Annotated in this window: 16 protein-coding genes; 7 read left to right on the plus strand and 9 right to left on the minus strand. The window is 63.1% G+C overall.

What is annotated here, in order from left to right; genetic code table 11:
* Positions 1-8: 8 nt before the first annotated feature.
* Complete coding sequence (locus tag B0G83_RS11805; protein WP_105507591.1) at positions 9-1,178, minus strand: GNAT family N-acetyltransferase; 1,170 nt, start codon at positions 1,176-1,178, stop codon at positions 9-11.
* A gap of 132 nt (positions 1,179-1,310) precedes the next feature.
* Here B0G83_RS11805 and B0G83_RS11810 point away from each other — a divergent pair, with 132 nt between their 5' ends.
* Together B0G83_RS11810 and glnK are read left to right on the plus strand one after the other, a co-directional pair.
* A complete protein-coding gene (locus B0G83_RS11810; RefSeq protein ID WP_105507704.1) occupies positions 1,311-3,011 on the plus strand; it encodes an NAD+ synthase in 1,701 nt (566 codons plus the stop codon).
* 141 nt (positions 3,012-3,152) lie between these two features.
* Positions 3,153-3,491, plus strand: coding sequence for a P-II family nitrogen regulator (gene glnK / locus B0G83_RS11815; protein ID WP_006048444.1), 339 nt, complete (start codon positions 3,153-3,155; stop codon positions 3,489-3,491).
* A gap of 214 nt (positions 3,492-3,705) precedes the next feature.
* On the opposite strand, the gene B0G83_RS11820 is transcribed toward glnK, so the two are convergent.
* The 5 genes from B0G83_RS11820 to B0G83_RS11840 all read right to left on the minus strand — a co-directional run bounded on the left by B0G83_RS11820 (position 3,706) and on the right by B0G83_RS11840 (position 8,735).
* On the minus strand, positions 3,706-4,860 hold the full coding sequence (locus tag B0G83_RS11820; RefSeq protein ID WP_105507705.1) for a porin: 1,155 nt from the start codon (positions 4,858-4,860) through the stop codon (positions 3,706-3,708).
* 588 nt (positions 4,861-5,448) lie between these two features.
* Positions 5,449-6,228 carry an ABC transporter ATP-binding protein gene (locus B0G83_RS11825; protein ID WP_105507592.1) on the minus strand — a complete coding sequence of 260 codons (780 nt, stop codon included), beginning with the start codon at positions 6,226-6,228 and terminating at the stop codon, positions 5,449-5,451.
* Positions 6,229-6,273: 45 nt separating this feature from the next.
* Positions 6,274-6,987, minus strand: coding sequence for an ABC transporter permease (locus B0G83_RS11830; RefSeq protein WP_035552274.1), 714 nt, complete (start codon positions 6,985-6,987; stop codon positions 6,274-6,276).
* Complete coding sequence (locus B0G83_RS11835) at positions 6,984-7,673, minus strand: ABC transporter permease (RefSeq protein WP_105507593.1); 690 nt, start codon at positions 7,671-7,673, stop codon at positions 6,984-6,986. Before B0G83_RS11835 ends, B0G83_RS11830 begins: the two co-directional genes overlap by 4 nt.
* A gap of 285 nt (positions 7,674-7,958) precedes the next feature.
* Positions 7,959-8,735, minus strand: coding sequence for an ABC transporter substrate-binding protein (locus B0G83_RS11840; RefSeq protein WP_105507594.1), 777 nt, complete (start codon positions 8,733-8,735; stop codon positions 7,959-7,961).
* A 451-nt stretch (positions 8,736-9,186) separates the two neighbouring features.
* Here B0G83_RS11840 and B0G83_RS11845 point away from each other — a divergent pair, with 451 nt between their 5' ends.
* Positions 9,187-9,897, plus strand: a complete 711-nt coding sequence (locus B0G83_RS11845) for a pirin family protein (protein ID WP_105507595.1) — start codon at positions 9,187-9,189, stop codon at positions 9,895-9,897.
* Between the two features lie 167 nt (positions 9,898-10,064).
* Here the strand turns inward: B0G83_RS11845 and B0G83_RS11850 are convergent, their stop codons facing one another.
* Entirely contained in the window at positions 10,065-10,592 is a 528-nt protein-coding gene (locus tag B0G83_RS11850) for a periplasmic heavy metal sensor (RefSeq protein WP_105507596.1), read from the minus strand.
* 219 nt (positions 10,593-10,811) lie between these two features.
* On the opposite strand from B0G83_RS11850, the gene B0G83_RS11855 reads away from it, so the two are divergent.
* Together B0G83_RS11855 and B0G83_RS11860 are read left to right on the plus strand one after the other, a co-directional pair.
* Positions 10,812-11,537 (plus strand): response regulator, encoded by a 726-nt coding sequence (locus B0G83_RS11855; protein WP_035552258.1) that lies wholly within the window; start codon positions 10,812-10,814, stop codon positions 11,535-11,537.
* Positions 11,521-12,837 carry an ATP-binding protein gene (locus B0G83_RS11860; RefSeq protein ID WP_105507706.1) on the plus strand — a complete coding sequence of 439 codons (1,317 nt, stop codon included), beginning with the start codon at positions 11,521-11,523 and terminating at the stop codon, positions 12,835-12,837. Before B0G83_RS11855 ends, B0G83_RS11860 begins: the two co-directional genes overlap by 17 nt.
* Positions 12,838-12,919: 82 nt before the next feature.
* Here the strand turns inward: B0G83_RS11860 and B0G83_RS11865 are convergent, their stop codons facing one another.
* Complete coding sequence (locus B0G83_RS11865; RefSeq protein ID WP_105507597.1) at positions 12,920-13,186, minus strand: hypothetical protein; 267 nt, start codon at positions 13,184-13,186, stop codon at positions 12,920-12,922.
* Positions 13,187-13,370: 184 nt separating this feature from the next.
* A complete protein-coding gene (locus B0G83_RS11870) occupies positions 13,371-15,062 on the minus strand; it encodes a sensor domain-containing diguanylate cyclase (protein ID WP_105507598.1) in 1,692 nt (563 codons plus the stop codon).
* 663 nt (positions 15,063-15,725) lie between these two features.
* Here B0G83_RS11870 and B0G83_RS11875 point away from each other — a divergent pair.
* Positions 15,726-17,477, plus strand: a complete 1,752-nt coding sequence (locus B0G83_RS11875; RefSeq protein ID WP_105507599.1) for an ABC transporter permease subunit — start codon at positions 15,726-15,728, stop codon at positions 17,475-17,477.
* A 19-nt stretch (positions 17,478-17,496) separates the two neighbouring features.
* On the plus strand, positions 17,497-18,843 hold the full coding sequence (locus tag B0G83_RS11880; protein ID WP_105507600.1) for an AAA-associated domain-containing protein: 1,347 nt from the start codon (positions 17,497-17,499) through the stop codon (positions 18,841-18,843).
* The last annotated feature ends 55 nt before the right edge of the window (positions 18,844-18,898 follow it).

The following is an 18,898-nucleotide window of genomic DNA, read 5'->3' on the forward strand; positions in this document are numbered from 1 at the left end:
GATGCGCTTCAGCCTTTGAACGGATTGTGTTCGCGCAGCTCGTCCACGTAGGCGTGGATGCTGTTCTTTTCGTTGTCGAGGAAATGGCCGACCGCATCGGCAAAGGCCGGATGCGCGAGCCAGTGCGCCGAGCGCGTGACCGTGGGCAGAAAGCCGCGCGCCATCTTGTGCTCGCCCTGGGCGCCGCCTTCGAACGCGCCGAGTTTCTCTTCGATGCAGAACTCCAGCGGCTGGTAGTAGGCCGTCTCGAAGTGCAGGCATGGCACGTGTTCGAGCGCGCCCCAGTAGCGGCCGTACAGCGTGCCGCCGGTTTTGGTGTCGCGCTGATACACCACGAGCGAACTGGCGATCGGCTTGCCTTCGTATTCGGCGATCACGAGCAGCAGGTTCTCCGGCATCGACGCGCCGATCATGCGGAAAAAATCGAGGTTCAGATACGGACTCGAAAAGTGCTCGCGATAAGTCTGCCGATAACACTTGCTGAAGAAACGCCAGTCCGCGTCCTGAATGTCTTCGCCGCGAATCCGCCGCATCGTCACGCCGGCTTCCTGCACCTTGCGACGTTCGGCGCGAATGTTCTTGCGCTTCTTCTGTTCGAGCGTCGACAGGAAATCGTCGAAGTCGCGATAGCCGTCGTTCAGCCAGTGAAACTGCACGCCTTCGCGCTGCATCATGCCCATGTCGGTGAGCGCGGCGCCTTCCGCTTCGGTCGGGAACAGCACGTGCAGCGACGACACGTCGGCCTGCTCGGCGAACGCCATCAAGGTGGCCGCGAGATGCCGCAACGCATGCGGTTCCGCCGACAATAAACGGTTGCCCTGCACCGGCGTGAACGGTACCGCGCACAGCAGCTTCGGGTAATACGGCAAGCCGTTGCGTTTGTACGCGTCGGCCCAGGCCCAGTCGAACACATACTCGCCGTACGAGTGTCCCTTCAGATACACCGGCGCGGCGGCGGCGAGCTTGTCCGTGCGCGGATCGGTGAGCGTGACGAATTGCGGCGCCCAGCCGGTGTCGGCGACCGCGCAACGGGTCGCGTGCAGCGCGCTCAGAAACTCGTGCCGCAAAAACGGCGTGGGTTGCGATTGCTGCGCGAGTAGCGCGTTCCATTCGGCGGCGTCTACCTCGGAGGGCGACGCCAGAATGCCCGTGCGATAATCAAAGCGTTCCTGGTTCAATCTGTGTGACTGTTCCCAATGAACCGCGCGGTGCTTGTGCACCACGCCGTTCGTTTATCCGATTTGTCCGTTGCCGTCGAGCTGACCAGCCGCGGTACTCGCAAGCCGTCCGGCTTGCCTGTCGATCCTGCCATGAAGACCCGAATCGCTCTTGCTCAAATCAATGTCACTGTCGGCGACTTCGCCGGCAACGTCGCGAAGATTGTCGCTGCCGCGCGCGCCGCGCACAACGATGGTGCGAAGCTGCTGATCGCGCCTGAACTCGCGCTATCGGGCTATCCGCCCGAAGATCTGCTGCTGCGTCCCGCGTTTTATACCGCCAGCGCCGAGGCGCTCGCCGATCTCGCCGCGCAGTTGAAGCCGTTCGCCGGCTTGCATGTGCTGGTCGGCCATCCGCTGCGCGAGGTTGCCCGTAGCGCGGCGCACGGCCATGGTAATGCAAACGCGCCGATCGAGCGCGGCGTGCCGCCGGTCGACACGTTCAACGCGGCCTCGCTGATCGTCGGCGGAGAAGTGGTCGGCACTTATCGCAAGCAGGATCTGCCCAATACCGAAGTGTTCGACGAGAAGCGCTACTTCGCGTCCGACCCGCAGCCGTTCGTGTTCGAACTCGACGGCGTGAAGTACGGCGTGGTGATCTGCGAAGACGCATGGCATGCGTCGGCGGCGCAAATGGCGAAGGCGGCGGGCGCGCAAGTGCTGCTGATTCCGAACGGCTCGCCGTACCACCTGAACAAGGAAGCGGTGCGTTTCGACATACTGCGCGCGCGGATTCGCGAAACCGGCTTGCCGATGGTCTACGTGAACATGGTCGGCGCGCAGGACGAGCTGGTGTTCGACGGCGGCTCGTTCGTGCTCGACGCCGCGGGTGCGCTGGTCGCGAAGATGCCGCAGTTCGAAGAGGCGACCGCGATTGTCGAATTCGAGGGCGGCCGGCCGTTGACCACGACGGTCGCGCCGGAACTGTCGCTCGAAGCGCAGGTGTACGCCGCGCTCGTCATGGGCGTGCGCGACTACATCAACAAGAACGGTTTTCCCGGCGCGCTGATCGGCTTGTCGGGCGGCGTGGATTCGGCGCTCGTGCTGGCAGTGGCCTGTGACGCGCTCGGCGCCGACCGGGTGCGCGCGGTGATGATGCCGTCGCGCTACACGGCGGACATCTCGACCACCGACGCCGCCGACATGGCGCGCCGCGTCGGCGTGCGCTACGACGAAATCGCGATCGCGCCGATGTTCGACGCCTTCCGCGGCTCGCTCGCCGAGGAGTTTGCCGGCCGCGCGGAAGACGCCACGGAAGAAAATATCCAGGCCCGCATTCGCGGCACGCTGCTGATGGCGCTGTCGAACAAGTTCGGCTCGATCGTGCTGACCACCGGCAACAAGAGCGAGATGGCCGTGGGCTACTGCACCTTGTACGGCGACATGGCCGGCGGCTTCGCGGTGATCAAAGACATTGCCAAGACGCTCGTCTACAAGCTGTGCCACTACCGCAACCAGGCCACCACGTTCACGAACCGCGACGTGATTCCCGAGCGGATTTTGACGCGCGCGCCGTCCGCGGAATTGCGTGACAACCAGACCGATCAGGACAGCTTGCCCGAGTACGACGTGCTCGACGCGATCATGCGTATGTACATGGAAGAAGACCGCTCGCTCGCCGAAATCATCGCTGCGGGTTATGCGGTGGACGACGTGAAACGCGTCACGCGTCTGATCAAGATCAACGAGTACAAACGTCGCCAGGCGCCGATCGGCATTCGCGTCACGCATCGCGCGTTCGGTCGCGACTGGCGTTACCCGATCACGTCGCGCTACACCGAACCGGTGGAGTGAGCGGTAGCGAACCCTCGCCGCCTGCTTGTTCTCGCGCCAAGCCCGAAGCACGCGCCGGAATGCCGCAATGCATCCGGCGCGGCGTAGAATAAAAATCATCCATTTTCCTTTCACTCTTCCCATCACGAGACGAGGTTCGCCATGAAGCGCATCACCGCAGTCATCAAACCGTTCAAACTCGACGAAGTGCGCGAGGCGCTCGCTGAAGTCGGCCTCACGGGTTTGACCGTGACCGAGGTCAAAGGCTTTGGCCGTCAAAAAGGTCATACCGAGCTCTATCGTGGTGCAGAGTATGTGGTCGACTTCCTGCCGAAAGTGAAGATCGAAGTCGTGGTCGCGGACAATCAGTGCGATCAGGTGATCGACGCGATCATCGGCGCGGCGCGCACCGGCAAGATCGGCGACGGCAAGATCTTCGTCGCGGACGTGGAGCGTGTGATCCGGATTCGTACCGGCGAGGAAAACGAAGCGGCGGTTTGAACGCACGTTCCGCTTCGTCAGATTCGCAGCGCGGTCCGCGAATGCACCGCACCGGTGCGCAAGGACCGAAGCAAAACCGCGCCCAGAAATAAAAAACGGTGCGATACCCTTACGGACATCGCACCGATACGCGCCTCTCGCAGCAGCGTGAAAAAGATTCTCTTGAAGACTGTCTGACTACGCCCCGAAGGAAGTCCCTCGGGGCGTTGTTCGTTTAGAACGAGTGTTGAATACCTGCGTACACGCCCGACTGTTGGTGACCCACCAGCGGGTTGTCCGTTGCGGCCGACGAGCCGGCGTTGTCAGCATTCAGGCCGAAGTTAGCCGTCTTGCTATTGCGTGCCGTAGCGACCTGCAGGTCCAGCAGCGTGCGCTTGGACAGGTTGTACGAACCGCCGACCGTGTAGATCGTCGCATTGCCCGCGCCGTTGTTGGCGTTCACGTGGTAGACCGCTGCAATCAGCGCTGCAGCCGGCGTTGCTTGCCACGTCACACCGCCCCATTCGTGATCGAGCGTGGTCGGCTGGCCCGGCGCGACGCCAGTTGCACCTGCCGAACGGACTGCCTGGTAAGCGCCCTGGATCTTGAACTGGCCGAGGAACACGTTGACCAATGCCGAGTATTCGCGCGATGCCGCGAACACGCCGTTACTCGTATTGGCTGCATTGCCATTCGCGCCGACCGGACCGCCCCAGAGGCCGCCGTTTGCCGGATTGCGAATTTCGTCGTACAGACCGCGAACCTGGAACAGCGAGTTCGTGTAGGTGAGTTGCGCGCCGGCTTCACGACCCTGACCGTTCGGGTTGTTACCGTTCCAGTTCGTTGCGTTCGACAGCGCGTATTGACCGTAGAAGTCAAAGCCCGCGATCTTCGGCGACTGGTACGCGAAGTTGTTGCTCGATTGCGGCCAGTTGCGGCCACGTACCATCGATGCCGACGACCAGTTCGACTGACCGAACGGGTCGAAGTCCCACACGCCGTTCGAGATGAACAGCATGCGGCCCATCGTGAACGTACCGTATGCGTCGTTCGACAGGCCGACCGTTGCCCAACGATTGAAGAGACCGCCGCCGCCAGGGCCCGTGCCGTTCATGGTGTTGAAGGAGCCTTCCAACTGGAACAGAACCTTGTTGCCGCCACCGATGTCCTCAACGCCCTTCATACCCCACAGGCTGGTACCCCAGTCGCCGCTTTCAGCTTTGAAACGGTTCGTGCTGCCGGTTGCCTGGCCATTTGCACCCACACCTGTCGGAACGCCCGACATGTATTCCAGGCCAGCGTCAAGGCGGCCGTACAGCGTCACGCTGCTTTGGGCGTGCGCAACAACACCGGCCGACATCAGCGCCGCGGCGAGCAAAGCTTTCTTCATCTTCTCCTCCATACCCTGTCAAATAGTGAAACCCAGTACTGCGAATGGTGCTCGGACGCAAGAGCGCCGAACAGAAATCGGTACCAGGGAGATTGGCGGGTGGATTGGGTCTCCTGCCGTGACGTGTAGCCTGGGGCTATCTGGTCGTCATGCCGATCCCTCGCCGACCGGTTCTCCTCTGTGCTTTGAAGTGAAACTACTTTTAATCAACTTTGTTTTGCTACTTTGGTTACTAATTTATCAAAAATACACTTCACTGGGAGAAGAAATTGGTACCCGCCATGATCGATGTCTCCAAATTGCAATAAGAATGTGCGCAATGACCCTTTGCAACACCTTCGAAAAAGACGGAAACCCTTATGCGATAAGGGAATCACGGATCGGCCGCAGCAACGTTAAGGATTGCCACTATTGACGCTTGAAAAGCAGCAGAGTAGGGCGGAAAGATGGGGCGGGGGACGGGCGGAAGGCAAGTTTTCGTGGCCAAAATGGCCCGAATACGCAGTTCAGCGAAACAAAAAGGGCGCTCGTAAGCGCCCTGTAATGCTACTTTGACTACAGCCCAAATGATGGGCTATTCGATGGGTTCTATTTGAGACTGCCGGACAGGAACTGTTTAAGGCGTTCGCTGCGGGTGTTTTTGAACACCTCGTCGGGATGGCCTTCTTCTTCCACGCGTCCCTGGTGCAGGAACATCACGTGATTCGAGACGTTGCGGGCGAACGCCATTTCGTGCGTCACGACGATCATCGTGCGGCCTTCCTCGGCGAGCGTCTGCATGACCTTGAGCACTTCGCCGACCAGTTCGGGATCGAGCGCGGAGGTCGGTTCGTCGAACAGCATCACGTCCGGATGCATGGCCAGCGCCCGCGCGATCGCCACGCGCTGCTGCTGGCCGCCCGACAGATGCGACGGGTACTGTTTCTCGAGACGCGGCGCGAGGCCCACTTTCTCCAGATACTCGCGGGCGCGTTCTTCGGCTTCCTTGCGCTTCAGGCCCAGCACGTTGACCGGCGCTTCGATGATGTTCTCGAGCACGTTCATGTGCGACCACAGGTTGAAGTGCTGGAACACCATCGACAGACGGGTGCGCACGCGCTGCAACTGCTTCGGGTCGGACACGCGCAGCGCGCCGTTCTTGCCGATCTGCGTGCGCACTTCCTCGCCGTCGACGAAGATGCGGCCCGAGTTCGGCTGTTCGAGAAAGTTGATGCAGCGGAGCATCGTGCTCTTGCCCGAACCGGACGAACCGATCACGCTAATTACGTCGCCGGCATTGGCTTTCAGCGACACGCCCTTGAGGACTTCGTTGTCGCCGTACTGTTTGTGAAGCTCGTCGACGAAGAGCTTCTGCTTCTTGGTGTTCATCAGGATCCTTGAGCGTGCTGGCTGGCTGAGGCGCGGTGCCTCGGGTTACTTGCCTTGCGGCCGCAGGTACGCGAGCCAGCGGCGCTCGGCGCGGCGGAACAGCCACACGAGCGCGAAAGAAATACACAGATAGAGCAGGGCGGCGAGGCCGAATGCGTTGAACGACTGATACGTCGCGGAGTTCACGTCGCGTGCGATCTTGAGAATGTCCGGCACGGTCGCGGTGAAGGCGACGGTGGTGGCGTGCAGCATCAGGATCACTTCGTTGCTGTAGTACGGCAACGCGCGGCGCAGCGCCGACGGCAGAATCACCCGCCGGTACAGCGTGAACGACGACATACCGTATGCGCGCGCCGCTTCGATTTCGCCGTACGGCGTCGCCTTGATCGCGCCCGCGAAAATTTCGGTGGTGTACGCGCAGGTGTTCAGCGTGAAGGCGAGCAGCGTGCAATGCATGCCGTCGCGGAAGAACGCGTTGGTGAGTTCGTGGCTGCGCACGATTTCGAGGCTATACAAGCCGGTGTAGCAGAGCAGTAGTTGCACGTACAACGGTGTGCCACGAAACACGTACGTATAGAGCCAGACGATGCCGCGCAGCCATTTCTTCTTCGACACGCGCGCGACCGCCAGCGGAATCGACAGGCAGAAGCCGAGCCCGATCGATACCACCAGCAGCCACAACGTGATCGCCACGCCGGTGAGGCGATAGCCGTCGGTATAGAGATAGTTGCGCCAGTATTCCTGAATGATCTCGATCATAGATCCGCCTTTCGCACGCCGGTCGAGTAACGCTTTTCGAGGTACATCAGCACGAAGTTGGACACTGTGGTGATGACGAGATAGATCGCCCCCGCGAGCAGGGTGAAGAAGAAGAACCGCAGCGTGCCCTTGCCGGCGTCCTGCGACGCCTTGACGACGTCGGCGAGACCGATGATCGACACCAGCGCCGTGGCCTTGACCATCACCTGCCAGTTATTGCCGATGCCCGGCAGCGCGAAACGCATCATTTGCGGGAACATGACGCGCGTGAACACCTGCCATCCGGTCATGCCGTAGGCCGCGCCCGCTTCGAGCTGGCCGCGCGGCACCGCCAGAAACGCGCCGCGGAAGGTCTCGGTGAAGTACGCGCCGTAAATGAAACCGAGCACCGCGACGCCGGCCACGAATGGATCGATGTCGATCTGATCCCAGCCGAGCAGGTCGGTGAGATTGTTCAGCCAGATCTGGATGCTATAGAACAGCAGGAGCATCAGCACCAGATCGGGCACGCCGCGCACGAGCGTCGTGTAGACGGTGCCGACGCCCTGGGAGAAACGGTTCTTGGACAGTTTCGCCGCCGCGCCGAGCAGGCCCAGCACAAACGCGAACGCCAGCGACAACACCGCCAGTTTGACGGTTTGCCAGGTGCCGTTAAGAAGCAGCGGGCCGTAGCCTTGAAGGTACATAGGGGGTCCTTGACGATGTGCCCGTGGCACACCGCGAAAGACGCGGCCAGCTCCGCACCGCGTTTGCCGCGAGCCCGGGGCTCGCCGCGACCGGCGGCGCACAGCGCACCGCTGTGCAAATCATGACTGCATGGCCGTTGCCGGACGTGCAGCGCGCTTTTCGATTCTCGTGGTGAAAACTGCCTGTGAAGCTACTGCGGGTGAAGCGACTCCAACTGCTTGACGACGATTTGATGCAGGGCGCCGATTGCCGACTGTATTACGAAGACCCGCTCAACGCCCAATTCAACGCCCAGGGTAAATATCGACGTCGAAATATTGCTTCTCCAACTTTCTGAACGTGCCGTCCTGGTGAACCTGCGCCAGCGCCTTGTTGAACATTGCCTTCAGATCGGTATCTTCCTTGCGCAGGCCGATGGCGGTGCCTTCGCCGATCGTCTTCGGATCCTTCACGTCCGGGCCGGCCCAGGCAAAGCCTTTACCGCGCGGCGTCTTGAGAAAGCCCGCGTCGGCCTGGATTTCGTCTTGCAGCGTCGCGTCGAGGCGACCCGAGGCGAGGTCGGCGTAGACCTGATCCTGGTTCTGATAGGGCACCACGGTCACGCCTTTGGGTTCCCACCATGCTTTGGCGTACGCTTCCTGAGTCGAACCCTGTTCGACTCCGACCCGTTTGCCCTTCAGCGATTCGGGCGTCGGCAGCAGCGGCGAGCCGGCTTTGGCGATCATGCGGGCCGGTGCGTCGAACAGCTTGTCGGAGAAGTCGATCTGCTCGCGACGCTTGTCCGTAACGGTCAGCGACGACACGATCGCATCGTATTTCTTGCCCTTCAACGCCGGAATGATGCCGTCGAGATCCTGCTGGATCCACACGCACTTGACGTTCATCCGCGCGCACAGCGCATGCGTCAAGTCGGCGTCGAAGCCGACGACCTGGCCGCTCGGCGCCACCGATTCGAACGGCGGATAGCTGGCGTCGACCCCGATGCGCACGGTCTTCCATTCCTTCGCCATCGCGCTGGTGGCCATGACCGCAAGCGCCACGCACAGTGCGAACTTCTTCATGTTTCTCCTGGATCAAACCGATCGTCGTGGTGCTTCGATCTCGACGACCGCCGGCTCATGGCCGGCCGTCGCTATTCTAGGCGGTCAAAATTGTCGCGCCGCGCGGGACCGGAGATCGCTTCGCGGGCTGCGTTTTCAGGCGGCGCGGCGCGGCCGGTGCCGGCTGAGGCGGCTTGGCGTACGCTTGCGACCCGGCTGTCAGAGCCGGCCGGCGGGCTTTCGGCGGCCACGGGCCTTGAAAAGGGCGGTATTTTACCCGAACAGGGGCGAGGCGCCAGTGCGGTGCGCGAGGAGGCGCCGCTCGCTGCGCCGCCGGCTGAATCGCCGCATGCCCCCGTGTACTTCGATTGCATGGATTTGTGGAACGATCCGGTGCGGCCGTGCCGATTGTGTCGCGCGCCCTTCGCCCCTACATTCAGAGCATCGCCAATTACCCACCGGGAGTCCTTCCATGATCGAGATCCGCCGTTCCGAAGAACGCGGCCACGCCAACCACGGCTGGCTCGACTCGTATCACAGCTTTTCCTTCGCCGACTATCGCGATCCGCGGCACGTGCATTTCGGCCCGTTGCGGGTCATCAACGAGGACCGTATTGCCGGTGGTCAGGGCTTCGGCACGCATGGCCATCGCGATATGGAAATCGTGACGTACGTGCTCGACGGCGCGCTGGCGCACCGCGACAGCATGGGCAACGGCTCGACCATCCGTCCGGGCGACGTGCAGCGCATGAGCGCCGGCACGGGCGTGCAGCACAGCGAGTACAACGCGTCGCAACAGGACGAGGCGCATCTGTTGCAGATCTGGGTGATTCCGCAACGCACCGGCGACCTCCCCAGCTACGAGGAAAAACGTTTCGTCGATGCCGACAAGCGCGGCCGTCTGCGCGTCGTCGCATCGCCCGATGGCCACGACGGTTCGGTGACGATCCACGCAGACGCATCGATCTACGCGGCGTTGATCGACGGTGCGGAACAGGCTACGTTGACGTTGCCGGCGGGGCGTCTCGCGTATGTGCATGTGGCGCGCGGCGCGCTGACGGTGAACGGCGAGGCGCTCCACGCGGGCGACGCGGCCAAGCTCAGCGAGGTCGACTCGGTGACGCTGGAGAAGGGCAAGGACGCTGAAGTACTGCTGTTCGATCTCGGACCGCTGAATGGTTGATGGGACTGCCCGGTGATTGCGCGTCCGCTTCGTTGGGCGCATGAACGCCGTCACACCTGAAGGGCAACGCGTTGCTCTCCACTAACAAAAACGCCACGGAAATTCCGTGGCGTTTTTGCATCCGGAAGGCGGCGAGATCGGCCTCCTTCCGCCCACGCTGCTGCTCATTACTGATTCGCAGCCGGCGCCGACGCTGCGCCCTTGTGGTGTTCCCAACGCTCGCGCATCTTGTCGTGACGCGCTTCCATTTTGGCAAAGCGCTGCTTCAGCGCCGTGCTGACGGTGGTCTTCTGCTGATCGTTCAGGCCGTTGTAGAACGACAGCCAGGCGTCGGAAGTTTGCTGACGCAATTGCGCGTCTTTCTGCTCGACCTGCTGATGCGCGGCGGCCATGGCGTTCAGATCCAGGATGGGCTGTTGCTGCGCGGCCTTGAACTGATCCTTGATCTGCTGATGGTTGGCGCGCATCGCCTCATGGTTCTGCTTCATCGTGTTGAGCGCGGCTTGCCACTGCTTTTCCTGGTCCGCGTTGAGCTTCAACTGGTCGTGCAGCTGCGTGAGTTGCTTCATGAAACCGCCGTGCCAGCCGCCGGGGCCGCCGTGACCGGCGGGTTGGGCGGCATAGGCCGCGCCCGCGCCGATGGCGAGAGCAGTGGCGGCAACGGCGAGAACGCGCGACATCTTTTTGGTGGACATGTAAGGCTCCTTGTAATGGAATAGCCGACGATGCAACCGATAACGTGGACGGCCTGCATTCGGTAAGTCACAGCGTAGAGAACTGCGTCGCGCGCTGTGTTACGTGGCGCGATTCGGCTATTACGGGTCATTACGGGTGGCTTTCACCGTAACACCCGGTAACCCTTGAAGGCCGTCCGGAAACGAAAACCCTTTCAGCTGCGCGTTAAACTCCATCTCATGGCTACTCAAATACTGGTTGTCGACGACGACGTCGAATTGCGTGATCTGCTGCGTGACTATCTGGCCCGTCAGGGCATCGAAGTCTCGGTGCTGCACGACGCGGGCTCGCTGGAGCGCCGGCTTGAACGCGAGCGCCCGGACCTGATCGTGCTCGATCTGATGATGCCGGGCGTCGACGGTTTGACCGCACTGCGCAAGCTGCGCGCGTCGGGCGACGACATTCCCGTCATCATGCTCACGGCGCGCGCGGACGACGTCGACCGGATCGTCGGCCTGGAACTCGGCGCCGACGACTACCTCGGCAAGCCGTTCAACCCGCGCGAGCTGTTGGCGCGCGTGCAGGCGGTGCTGCGGCGGCGTCGCACGTTGCCGTCGGCGGCCGCGCCGGAACAGCGCGAGCCGTTCAACTTCGGCCGCTTCACGCTCGACTTCCAGTCGCGCACGCTGAATCTGGAAGACAAGCCGCTCACGTTGTCCGGCAGCGAATTCGCGTTGCTCAAGATTTTTGTCAATCACCCCATGCGCACGCTGACACGCGAACGCCTGCTCGAACTGCTGCACGGTCCGGAATACGACGGCACCGACCGCGGCATCGACGTGCAGGTGTGGCGTCTGCGTCGCATTCTCGAAACCGATCCGTCCACGCCGCGCTTCATTCAAACGGTGCGCGGCCGTGGTTACGTGTTCGTGCCGGATGGCGAACAGCATGCGTCGGCCCATTGATTCGCTTTTCGGGCGACTGGCGCTGCTAGTCGTCGCGGTCCTGCTCCTGTCGCATTTCGCGTGGTTCGCGCTGATGCGCCTGGAGCGTAGCCAATTGCAGACCCGCTACGCGGTGGAAGAAGCCACGTTCCTCGTCGACGCGGTGCGTCAGCACGTCGCGCATACACCGGATCAGCCGCTGCCGTCACGCGTCAAGCTGGTCGATCCGTCCAGTCCTGACGTGCCGGCGGAGCGAGCCGACATGCCGGCGCCGCTCGAACGCTTTATCGAAGACGCGCGCGACCGCATGCCGCCCGGCACCCAGGTGCGTGTCGGCGAGCCGGGCCGGCCGCCCACGTTGTGGGTGCGCGGCGCGTCGGACGCCAACTGGATCGTCGTGCCGGTGCAGCCGTTGCGGCCGCCGCGCTCGCTCGACCGCACGATGCTGTGGCTGGCAATCATTTTCTCGTTTGCCGTAATGGCGGCGCTGTTCGCGGCGTGGGCCTTGCAGCGTCCGTTGCGCTCGCTGGCCCAGGCGGTGGCGCGTTTCGGCCGCGGCTTGCCGGTGCCGCCGGTGCCGGAGCGCGGCCCGCGCGAGTTGCGACAATTGACCCATGGTTTCAATCAGATGGTGCAGGAAGTGGCGCGCACGGAGAACGATCGCGCGGTGATGCTGGCCGGCGTCGCGCACGACCTCAAGACGCCGCTGGCGCGGCTGCGGCTGCGCGCCGAAATGATGGAAGAAGTGAAGATGCGCGACGGCGTGGTCCGCGACGTCGATTCGATGACGCATATCGTCGAGCAATTCCTGGTGTTCGCCCACGACGGCGCCGATCGCAGCGAAGCCGTCGAAGTCGACGCGCAATGCGAGCGGGTGGTGCGCAGCTATCGCGCCGTGGCTGGCGGGGCGCCTGCCGTGCAGACCGAATTGCACGCGGGTCCGGCGTTCCTGCTGCCGGCCGCCACACTAGACCGGATCCTGTCGAACCTGCTCGATAACGCGCATGCGTATGGTGCGCCGCCGATCGTCGTCGCCACCGCGCGAAGCGCGCAGGGCTACACGTTATCGGTCAGCGACAGCGGCGGCGGGATCGCCGCGCAAGACCTCATCAATGCGAGCCGGCCGTTCGTGCGGCTCGATCCGGCGCGCGGCGGCAATGGCCATAGCGGGCTGGGGCTGGCGATCGTCGAGCGGCTGGTGCGGCGGGCAGGCGGGGAGTGGGAACTCGGCAACCACGAGGGGCGTGGCTTGCGCGTCTTGATGAGTTTTCCTTTTGAGGCGGTGCCGCGTATTGCCGCGCTCTCGGAAAGCGTCTGGTAATCGTCTTGCAGATAGTGCCGGGCGCAACGCCCGGCGGGCGCGGCCGCTCATGCGCGGCCGGTTGCCTCTCCAGTCCAACTCCCTAGTCCGAGAACAGAGTGTTCAGCGCATTGGCCGCGTCGCCGTCCACCGTATTCCACGTCACCGTTTCGGCTTCGAAAATATAGTGGGTGGTGTATTTGCCGAGCCGCGCCAGAATCTCCTCCTGAATCAGTTCCGGCGCAACGTCCAGCTTCAGATACCACGCGGTCGACGACAGGCGCGTCTGGAACGCGCCGTATTCAGCCAGCAGATGATCGAATGCGTGCGCATCCTGATCCCGACAGACGATGACCAAATTTCCCTTCATGCGAATCTCCCGTTAAAGCGGTAGCGGCAACCTAGATATCAAGGTCGATCATACCTGCTTCATTGCGGGAGCCACGTGGGAGGCACTTGCGTTGTGTCAGTGGCGTTGCATCGGGAAGCGCCTCGCAAAGCGCGCCGGCGGCGCTGCGCGTGGCGAGCCCGCGGTTGCCGCCGCGATGGCCGTCTTACCAGACGTTGGCCACGGTGCGCGTGGGCGGCGCGGTGTCGTCGGGCGGCAAGGCTTCGGTGCGGTCGCGTCCGCCCGATTTCGCCGCGTAGAGCGCGGTGTCGGCGCGGCTCATGATCCGCTCGGGCAGATCGTCGGGCGACAGTTCGGTAATGCCGATGCTCACGCTCAAACCCACCGAGGCCGGCAACTTCGGCGACGGGATCGCCTTCAGCCGCAACCGCAAGCGCTCGACCACTTCACGACCGCCGGCCAGATCGGTAGCCGGCAGCAGCAGCCCGAACTCTTCGCCACCGAGCCGGCCGATCGCATCCGAGCCGCGTAGTTCGGCGCGGCAGGTGTCGACGAAATGTTCGAGCGCGCGGTCGCCGGCGGCGTGGCCGAAGCGGTCGTTGATCTGCTTGAAGTGATCGAGATCGGCGATCGCCATGCACAGCGGCTCGTTGTTGGCATGCGCGCGCTCGATCTCGTGGCGCAGCAGGTCGAGGAAGTAGCGCCGCGACAGCGCGCCGGTCAGCGCGTCGTGGCGCGCTTCGGCCGACAGCAACGTATTGGCCGACTGCAACTGCTCGGCGAGGTCGCGCGTGGCGCGATGGTGGCGCCGCTCGCGCACATACGACACGGTAATCACCCAGGCCAGCGCGACCGTGCCGGCCAGGGTCAGGAAAACCAGCAAATGATCGCGTTTGTGATTGCGCAACAGTTCGGGCCAGGCCGCTAGCGGATCGACCAGATGCGCCGAGAGCCCCGAGTTCAAGCCGGTGCGGGCCTGATACAGCGACGGCACCGGCCGCTCGCTCATACCGAACAACTGTCCGGCGATCGACGCGGGCACCCACGGCGCCTGGTCGCGCACCTGGGCGTCGACCTGAATGCTGATATCGGTGAATGCCTCGCGGTGGTAGACGATCTTGCGGTCGACGGCGCTCATCTGCATGACGCGCGAATTGGGCAGCGCGTGCCCTTCGAGCGCGCTGTCGTGCGCCATGATGATGACGCCGTTTTCATCGGCGACGAAGGTGCCGGCGTGCGCGACCCAGTGGCGCAGCCGCGCGATCCCGACCTTGGCGACCACCACGCCGACCAGCAGGCCGTCGGCATACACCGGCGCGGCGATGAAGATGCCCGGCTCGCCACTCGCCCGGCCGACGCCATACGCTTCGGCAAACGCGCCGAGCAGTGCGTTGGCCAGATAGCCGCGCTCGCGCATGTCGATGCCGACGAACGACTGCTGCGCCGCCTGCGGATTGCTGATGGAGTTGCTCGACGCGACGCAGATGCCGTTGGCGTTGACGAGCCAGATCTGGTCGAGCCCGGAGAAGCCTTGCGCGTCGTGGAGGAACTCGCTGACGGCGCTCATGCGCGCGTCTTTTAACAACGCGGCGTGCAGGGCGGGTTCCGTCACTGCGCCGTTCACGGCATAATTCTGGGATTGCACCAGGGCGTGCTGGACGACGTCCATTTCGGCCATGGTGGCGGGAATGGCCCGCGACATCGCAAGGTCGCTGGCAATCACTTCGGCCATGTTGTCGACGATCGACGTGGACATCTGCCGCTGCGAGTGCAGGGCCGCGTCCAGCTCTTGCTGTACCATCCGGTCCGCGACCATGCCGGCCACGAACCAGCAAACCAGTACGATCAGCGCGAAGCTGATCGGCCCGGTTGCCTGGCGCAAGGTTGTCCTGTTCATCGACCCTCTGATCCGTCTGGCTGTGACATGCAACTAGCTCATTCGTGGCAGCGCGCTGGCGCTGTTCGGTTCTCGTGGCAGCGGCTCTTGATGCGCCGCTGCCGTGTCCCGGCATGGTGGTCGGACAGCGCGCCGGCCGGTGCGTCGTCTCCTGATTTTAACCGTCATGGGGCCTGACGCCACCGTTATTGCGGGAATGCAATCGGTGTGTCGCGGCGATCAGGTTGATAACGGCAGTTCAGTCCGTTTCTTGATGGTCGTGCGGGTTTTCCGCACGGCGAAGCTGACGATTGGATTCAGTCTGACCTGAAACCCGGCCGGGCTTCAGACAGGCGTTTGCCGCGCGATACCGCTATTTACCGCTAAAGGTTGTGCCTGAAACATAGGATGGTGTAGTGTCGTGCCGTCCAAAACAAGGAAAGCCCGCCAGCCTTCGGGCGGCGCCTGCGGCGACAGGAGTCCGGCTCGATGGTTGCGGTCCCGGACGGGCTCGTCCACGGACCCGGCCGTCACCGGCCCACGTGTCTCCAACGCTAACGATTTACCGCGCCCACGCGTTTTTGCCATGCCTGATTTCCGCTTTCCGGACCGATCTTCAGACCGTCGCGCGCCTGCCTCGGCCTCCTTCGTACGTTTCGCTTTCATCAACGGGGAGGGCCTCTGATGGATTTCAGCTTCAACCTGAAGCGCACCGCCAATGCGTCCGCATGGCGCGTGTTGCCCAATCGCTGGGACTTCGTCGCGTTTCCGCTGATCATCTGCATCATCGCGATGGCGGCGATCGGTTTCCACGAAACGCTCGCGCCGATGTCGACGCTCAAGACCCAGGCCATCTCGCTCGACCCGTCGAACCTGCCTGAATATGCAATGCGCACCACGTTGCGCATGCTCGCGGCCATGGTCGCGTCGCTGCTGTTCACGCTCGTGTACGGCACGCTGGCGGCCAAGAGCCGGCGCGCCGGTCTGGTGCTGGTGCCGATTCTTGACATCCTGCAGTCGGTGCCGGTGCTGGGCTACATTTCGTTTACGGTCACCTTCTTTCTCGCGCTGTTTCCGGGCCGCGTGCTCGGTGCCGAACTGGCGGCGATCTTCGCGATCTTCACGAGTCAGGCGTGGAACATGACGTTCAGCTTCTATCAGTCGCTGCGCACGGTGCCGCGCGATCTGGACGAAGTGTCGCGCGGCTTTCATCTGACCTCGTGGCAGCGCTTCTGGAAGCTCGAAGTGCCGTTCTCGATGCCCGGCCTCATCTGGAACATGATGATGTCGATGTCGGGCGGCTGGTTCTTCGTGGTCGCGTCGGAAGCGATCACCGTCGGCAATAACACGATCACGCTGCCGGGCATCGGCGCGTATCTGGCGCAGGCGATCTCGGATAAAAACCTGCACGCGATCGGCTGGGTGATTCTCGCCATGACGGTCGTGATTCTCGCGTACGACCAGTTTCTGTTCCGTCCGCTGGTTGCGTGGGCCGACAAGTTCCGCATGGAAAACACCAGCTCGGGCGACGCGCCGGAATCGTGGCTGCTCGATCTGATTCGCCGCACGCATCTGATTCACCGTCTGCTGGTGCCGCTCGGCTGGATGTTCGCGAAAGCCGCGCGAGTGAATTTCAGCCTGCCGACGTTCCGCGCGCCGAGCTTCGCGATTCCCCGCAGCCAGAAGAGTTCGCGTATCGGCGACATGCTGTGGGCCGCGCTGGTGCTGGTCGCCACCGTGTACGTGGTGTACCGCGTGTTCACCTATGTGCGCACCGGCGTCTCGCTCGACGAAGTCGGCCACGTGTTCGTCCTGGGGCTCGTCACGCTGTTGCGGGTGATTCTGCTGATTGCGATTGCCTCGGTGATCTGGGTACCGATCGGGATCCTGATCGGGCTGCGCCCGGCACTGGCGGAAAAGATCCAGCCGCTGGCGCAGTTCCTTGCCGCGTTCCCGGCCAACCTGCTGTTCCCGGTGTTCGTGATCGTAATCGTGCGCTTTCACCTGAACCCGGACATCTGGCTGTCGCCGCTGATCGTGCTCGGCACGCAGTGGTATATCCTGTTCAACGTGATTGCCGGCGCCAGTTCGTATCCGAACGACTATCGCGAAGCCGCCAAGAACTTCCAGATTCGCGGCTGGCAATGGTGGCGTCAGATCATGCTGCCGGGCATTTTCCCGTACTACGTGACCGGCGCGATCACCGCGTCGGGCGGCGCGTGGAATGCGAGTATCGTCGCGGAATTCGTGCAGTGGGGCGATACCAAGGTCGCCGCGCACGGGCTTGGCGCCTACATCGCGCAAACCACCGCCGCCGGCGACTATCCGAAGATCATTCTGGGCATTGCCGTGATGTCCCTGTTCGTGACTCTGTTCAACCGCCTGCTGTGGCGTCCGATGTACGCCTATGCCGAAGCCAAGCTCCGGCTCGATTAAGTAATAAAGGCTAAACGCGATGCAAAATCCTAAAGCTGCTATGACCGCCGCGCCGGTCCAGACTCCGCCGATGCCGCCGCGCCTCGGCGAAGAGATCCTGCGTGTCAAGGACGTGTGCCGCGGATTCAACAAGTCGCAGGGCGAGCTGCTCGTCCTCGACGACGCGAATCTGTCGTTGCGCGAAGGCGAGATCGTCGGGTTACTGGGCCGTTCGGGCTCGGGCAAATCGACGCTGTTGCGCATCATCGCCGGTCTGATCGAACCGACCGACGGCGAAGTCACCTATCTGGGCAAGCCGCTCAGCGGTCCCGCGCGCGGCATTGCGATGGTGTTTCAGACCTTCGCGCTGTTCCCGTGGCTGACCGTGCTGCAGAACGTGGAAGCGGGCCTCGAAGCGCAAGGCGTCGGCGCGAGCGAGCGGCGCACCCGCGCGCTGGCCGCGATCGATCTGATCGGTCTGGACGGCTTCGAAAACGCTTATCCGCGCGAGTTGTCGGGCGGCATGCGTCAGCGCGTCGGCTTTGCACGCGCGCTGGTGGTCGACCCCACGCTGCTGCTGATGGACGAACCGTTCTCCGCGCTCGACGTGCTGACCGCCGAAACGCTGCGTACCGACCTGCTCGATCTGTGGACGCAAGGCCGCATGCCGATCAAGGCGGTGCTGATCGTCACGCACAACATCGAGGAAGCGGTGTTCATGTGCGACCGGATTCTGGTGTTGTCGTCGAATCCGGGCCGCGTGATCGCCGAGATCAAGGTGCCGTTCAAGCATCCGCGCAACCGCCTGGACCCGGCGTTCCGTCGTCTGGTCGACGAGATCTACGCGAAGATGACGGCGCGTCAGACCGACGAAAAAACCAAGAAGGGCCTCGAACTGCACAGCTGGCTGCCGCATGTCTCGACCAACCTGATGGCGGGTCTGATCGAAACGCTGGCCGCCGCGCCGTACCACGGTCGCGCCGACATGCCGGAAATCGCCCGCTCGCTGCATCTGGAGGTCGACGATCTGTTCCCGGTGGCCGAAGTGCTGCAACACCTCGGTTTCGCCGATGTGCGCGAAGGCGACATTTTCCTGACGCCGCCGGCACGGGTGTTCTCCGAGTTCGGTACGCAGGAACGGAAGATGATGTTCGCCGAGCATCTGCTGCGGCACGTGCCGCTCGCGGCGCGGATCAAGAAGGTGCTGAACGAACGGCCGGGGCACCGCGCGCCGCGCGTGCGCTTCGAGCAGGAGTTGGAGGATTTTCTGTCGGACAGCGCGGCGGAAGAGACGCTCGACGCAGTCATCAACTGGGGCCGTTATGGCGAGATCTTCTCGTATAACGACCAGACCGAAATCTTCAGCCTGGAAGACGTGGAGTCTTAAGCGCGGCTGGGTTTGTTGAGACGCAGCAAGCAAAAACGGCAGGGGAGACCCTGCC

The organism is Paraburkholderia sp. BL21I4N1 (assembly GCF_002973525.1).
In the GTDB taxonomy this organism is placed as follows: Bacteria; Pseudomonadota; Gammaproteobacteria; order Burkholderiales; family Burkholderiaceae; genus Paraburkholderia.

Coding starts and splice junctions, on each gene's coding strand:
- B0G83_RS11875 (WP_105507599.1), top strand. CDS start 15,726: ATGGATTTCAGCTTCAACCTGAAGCGCACCGCCAATGCGTCCGCATGG.
- B0G83_RS11845 (WP_105507595.1), top strand. CDS start 9,187: ATGATCGAGATCCGCCGTTCCGAAGAACGCGGCCACGCCAACCACGGC.
- B0G83_RS11850 (WP_105507596.1), bottom strand. CDS start 10,592: ATGTCCACCAAAAAGATGTCGCGCGTTCTCGCCGTTGCCGCCACTGCT.
- B0G83_RS11840 (WP_105507594.1), bottom strand. CDS start 8,735: ATGAAGAAGTTCGCACTGTGCGTGGCGCTTGCGGTCATGGCCACCAGC.
- B0G83_RS11865 (WP_105507597.1), bottom strand. CDS start 13,186: ATGAAGGGAAATTTGGTCATCGTCTGTCGGGATCAGGATGCGCACGCA.
- B0G83_RS11810 (WP_105507704.1), top strand. CDS start 1,311: ATGAAGACCCGAATCGCTCTTGCTCAAATCAATGTCACTGTCGGCGAC.
- B0G83_RS11830 (WP_035552274.1), bottom strand. CDS start 6,987: ATGATCGAGATCATTCAGGAATACTGGCGCAACTATCTCTATACCGAC.
- B0G83_RS11835 (WP_105507593.1), bottom strand. CDS start 7,673: ATGTACCTTCAAGGCTACGGCCCGCTGCTTCTTAACGGCACCTGGCAA.
- B0G83_RS11855 (WP_035552258.1), top strand. CDS start 10,812: ATGGCTACTCAAATACTGGTTGTCGACGACGACGTCGAATTGCGTGAT.
- B0G83_RS11880 (WP_105507600.1), top strand. CDS start 17,497: ATGCAAAATCCTAAAGCTGCTATGACCGCCGCGCCGGTCCAGACTCCG.
- B0G83_RS11870 (WP_105507598.1), bottom strand. CDS start 15,062: ATGAACAGGACAACCTTGCGCCAGGCAACCGGGCCGATCAGCTTCGCG.
- B0G83_RS11820 (WP_105507705.1), bottom strand. CDS start 4,860: ATGAAGAAAGCTTTGCTCGCCGCGGCGCTGATGTCGGCCGGTGTTGTT.
- glnK (WP_006048444.1), top strand. CDS start 3,153: ATGAAGCGCATCACCGCAGTCATCAAACCGTTCAAACTCGACGAAGTG.
- B0G83_RS11825 (WP_105507592.1), bottom strand. CDS start 6,228: ATGAACACCAAGAAGCAGAAGCTCTTCGTCGACGAGCTTCACAAACAG.
- B0G83_RS11860 (WP_105507706.1), top strand. CDS start 11,521: ATGCGTCGGCCCATTGATTCGCTTTTCGGGCGACTGGCGCTGCTAGTC.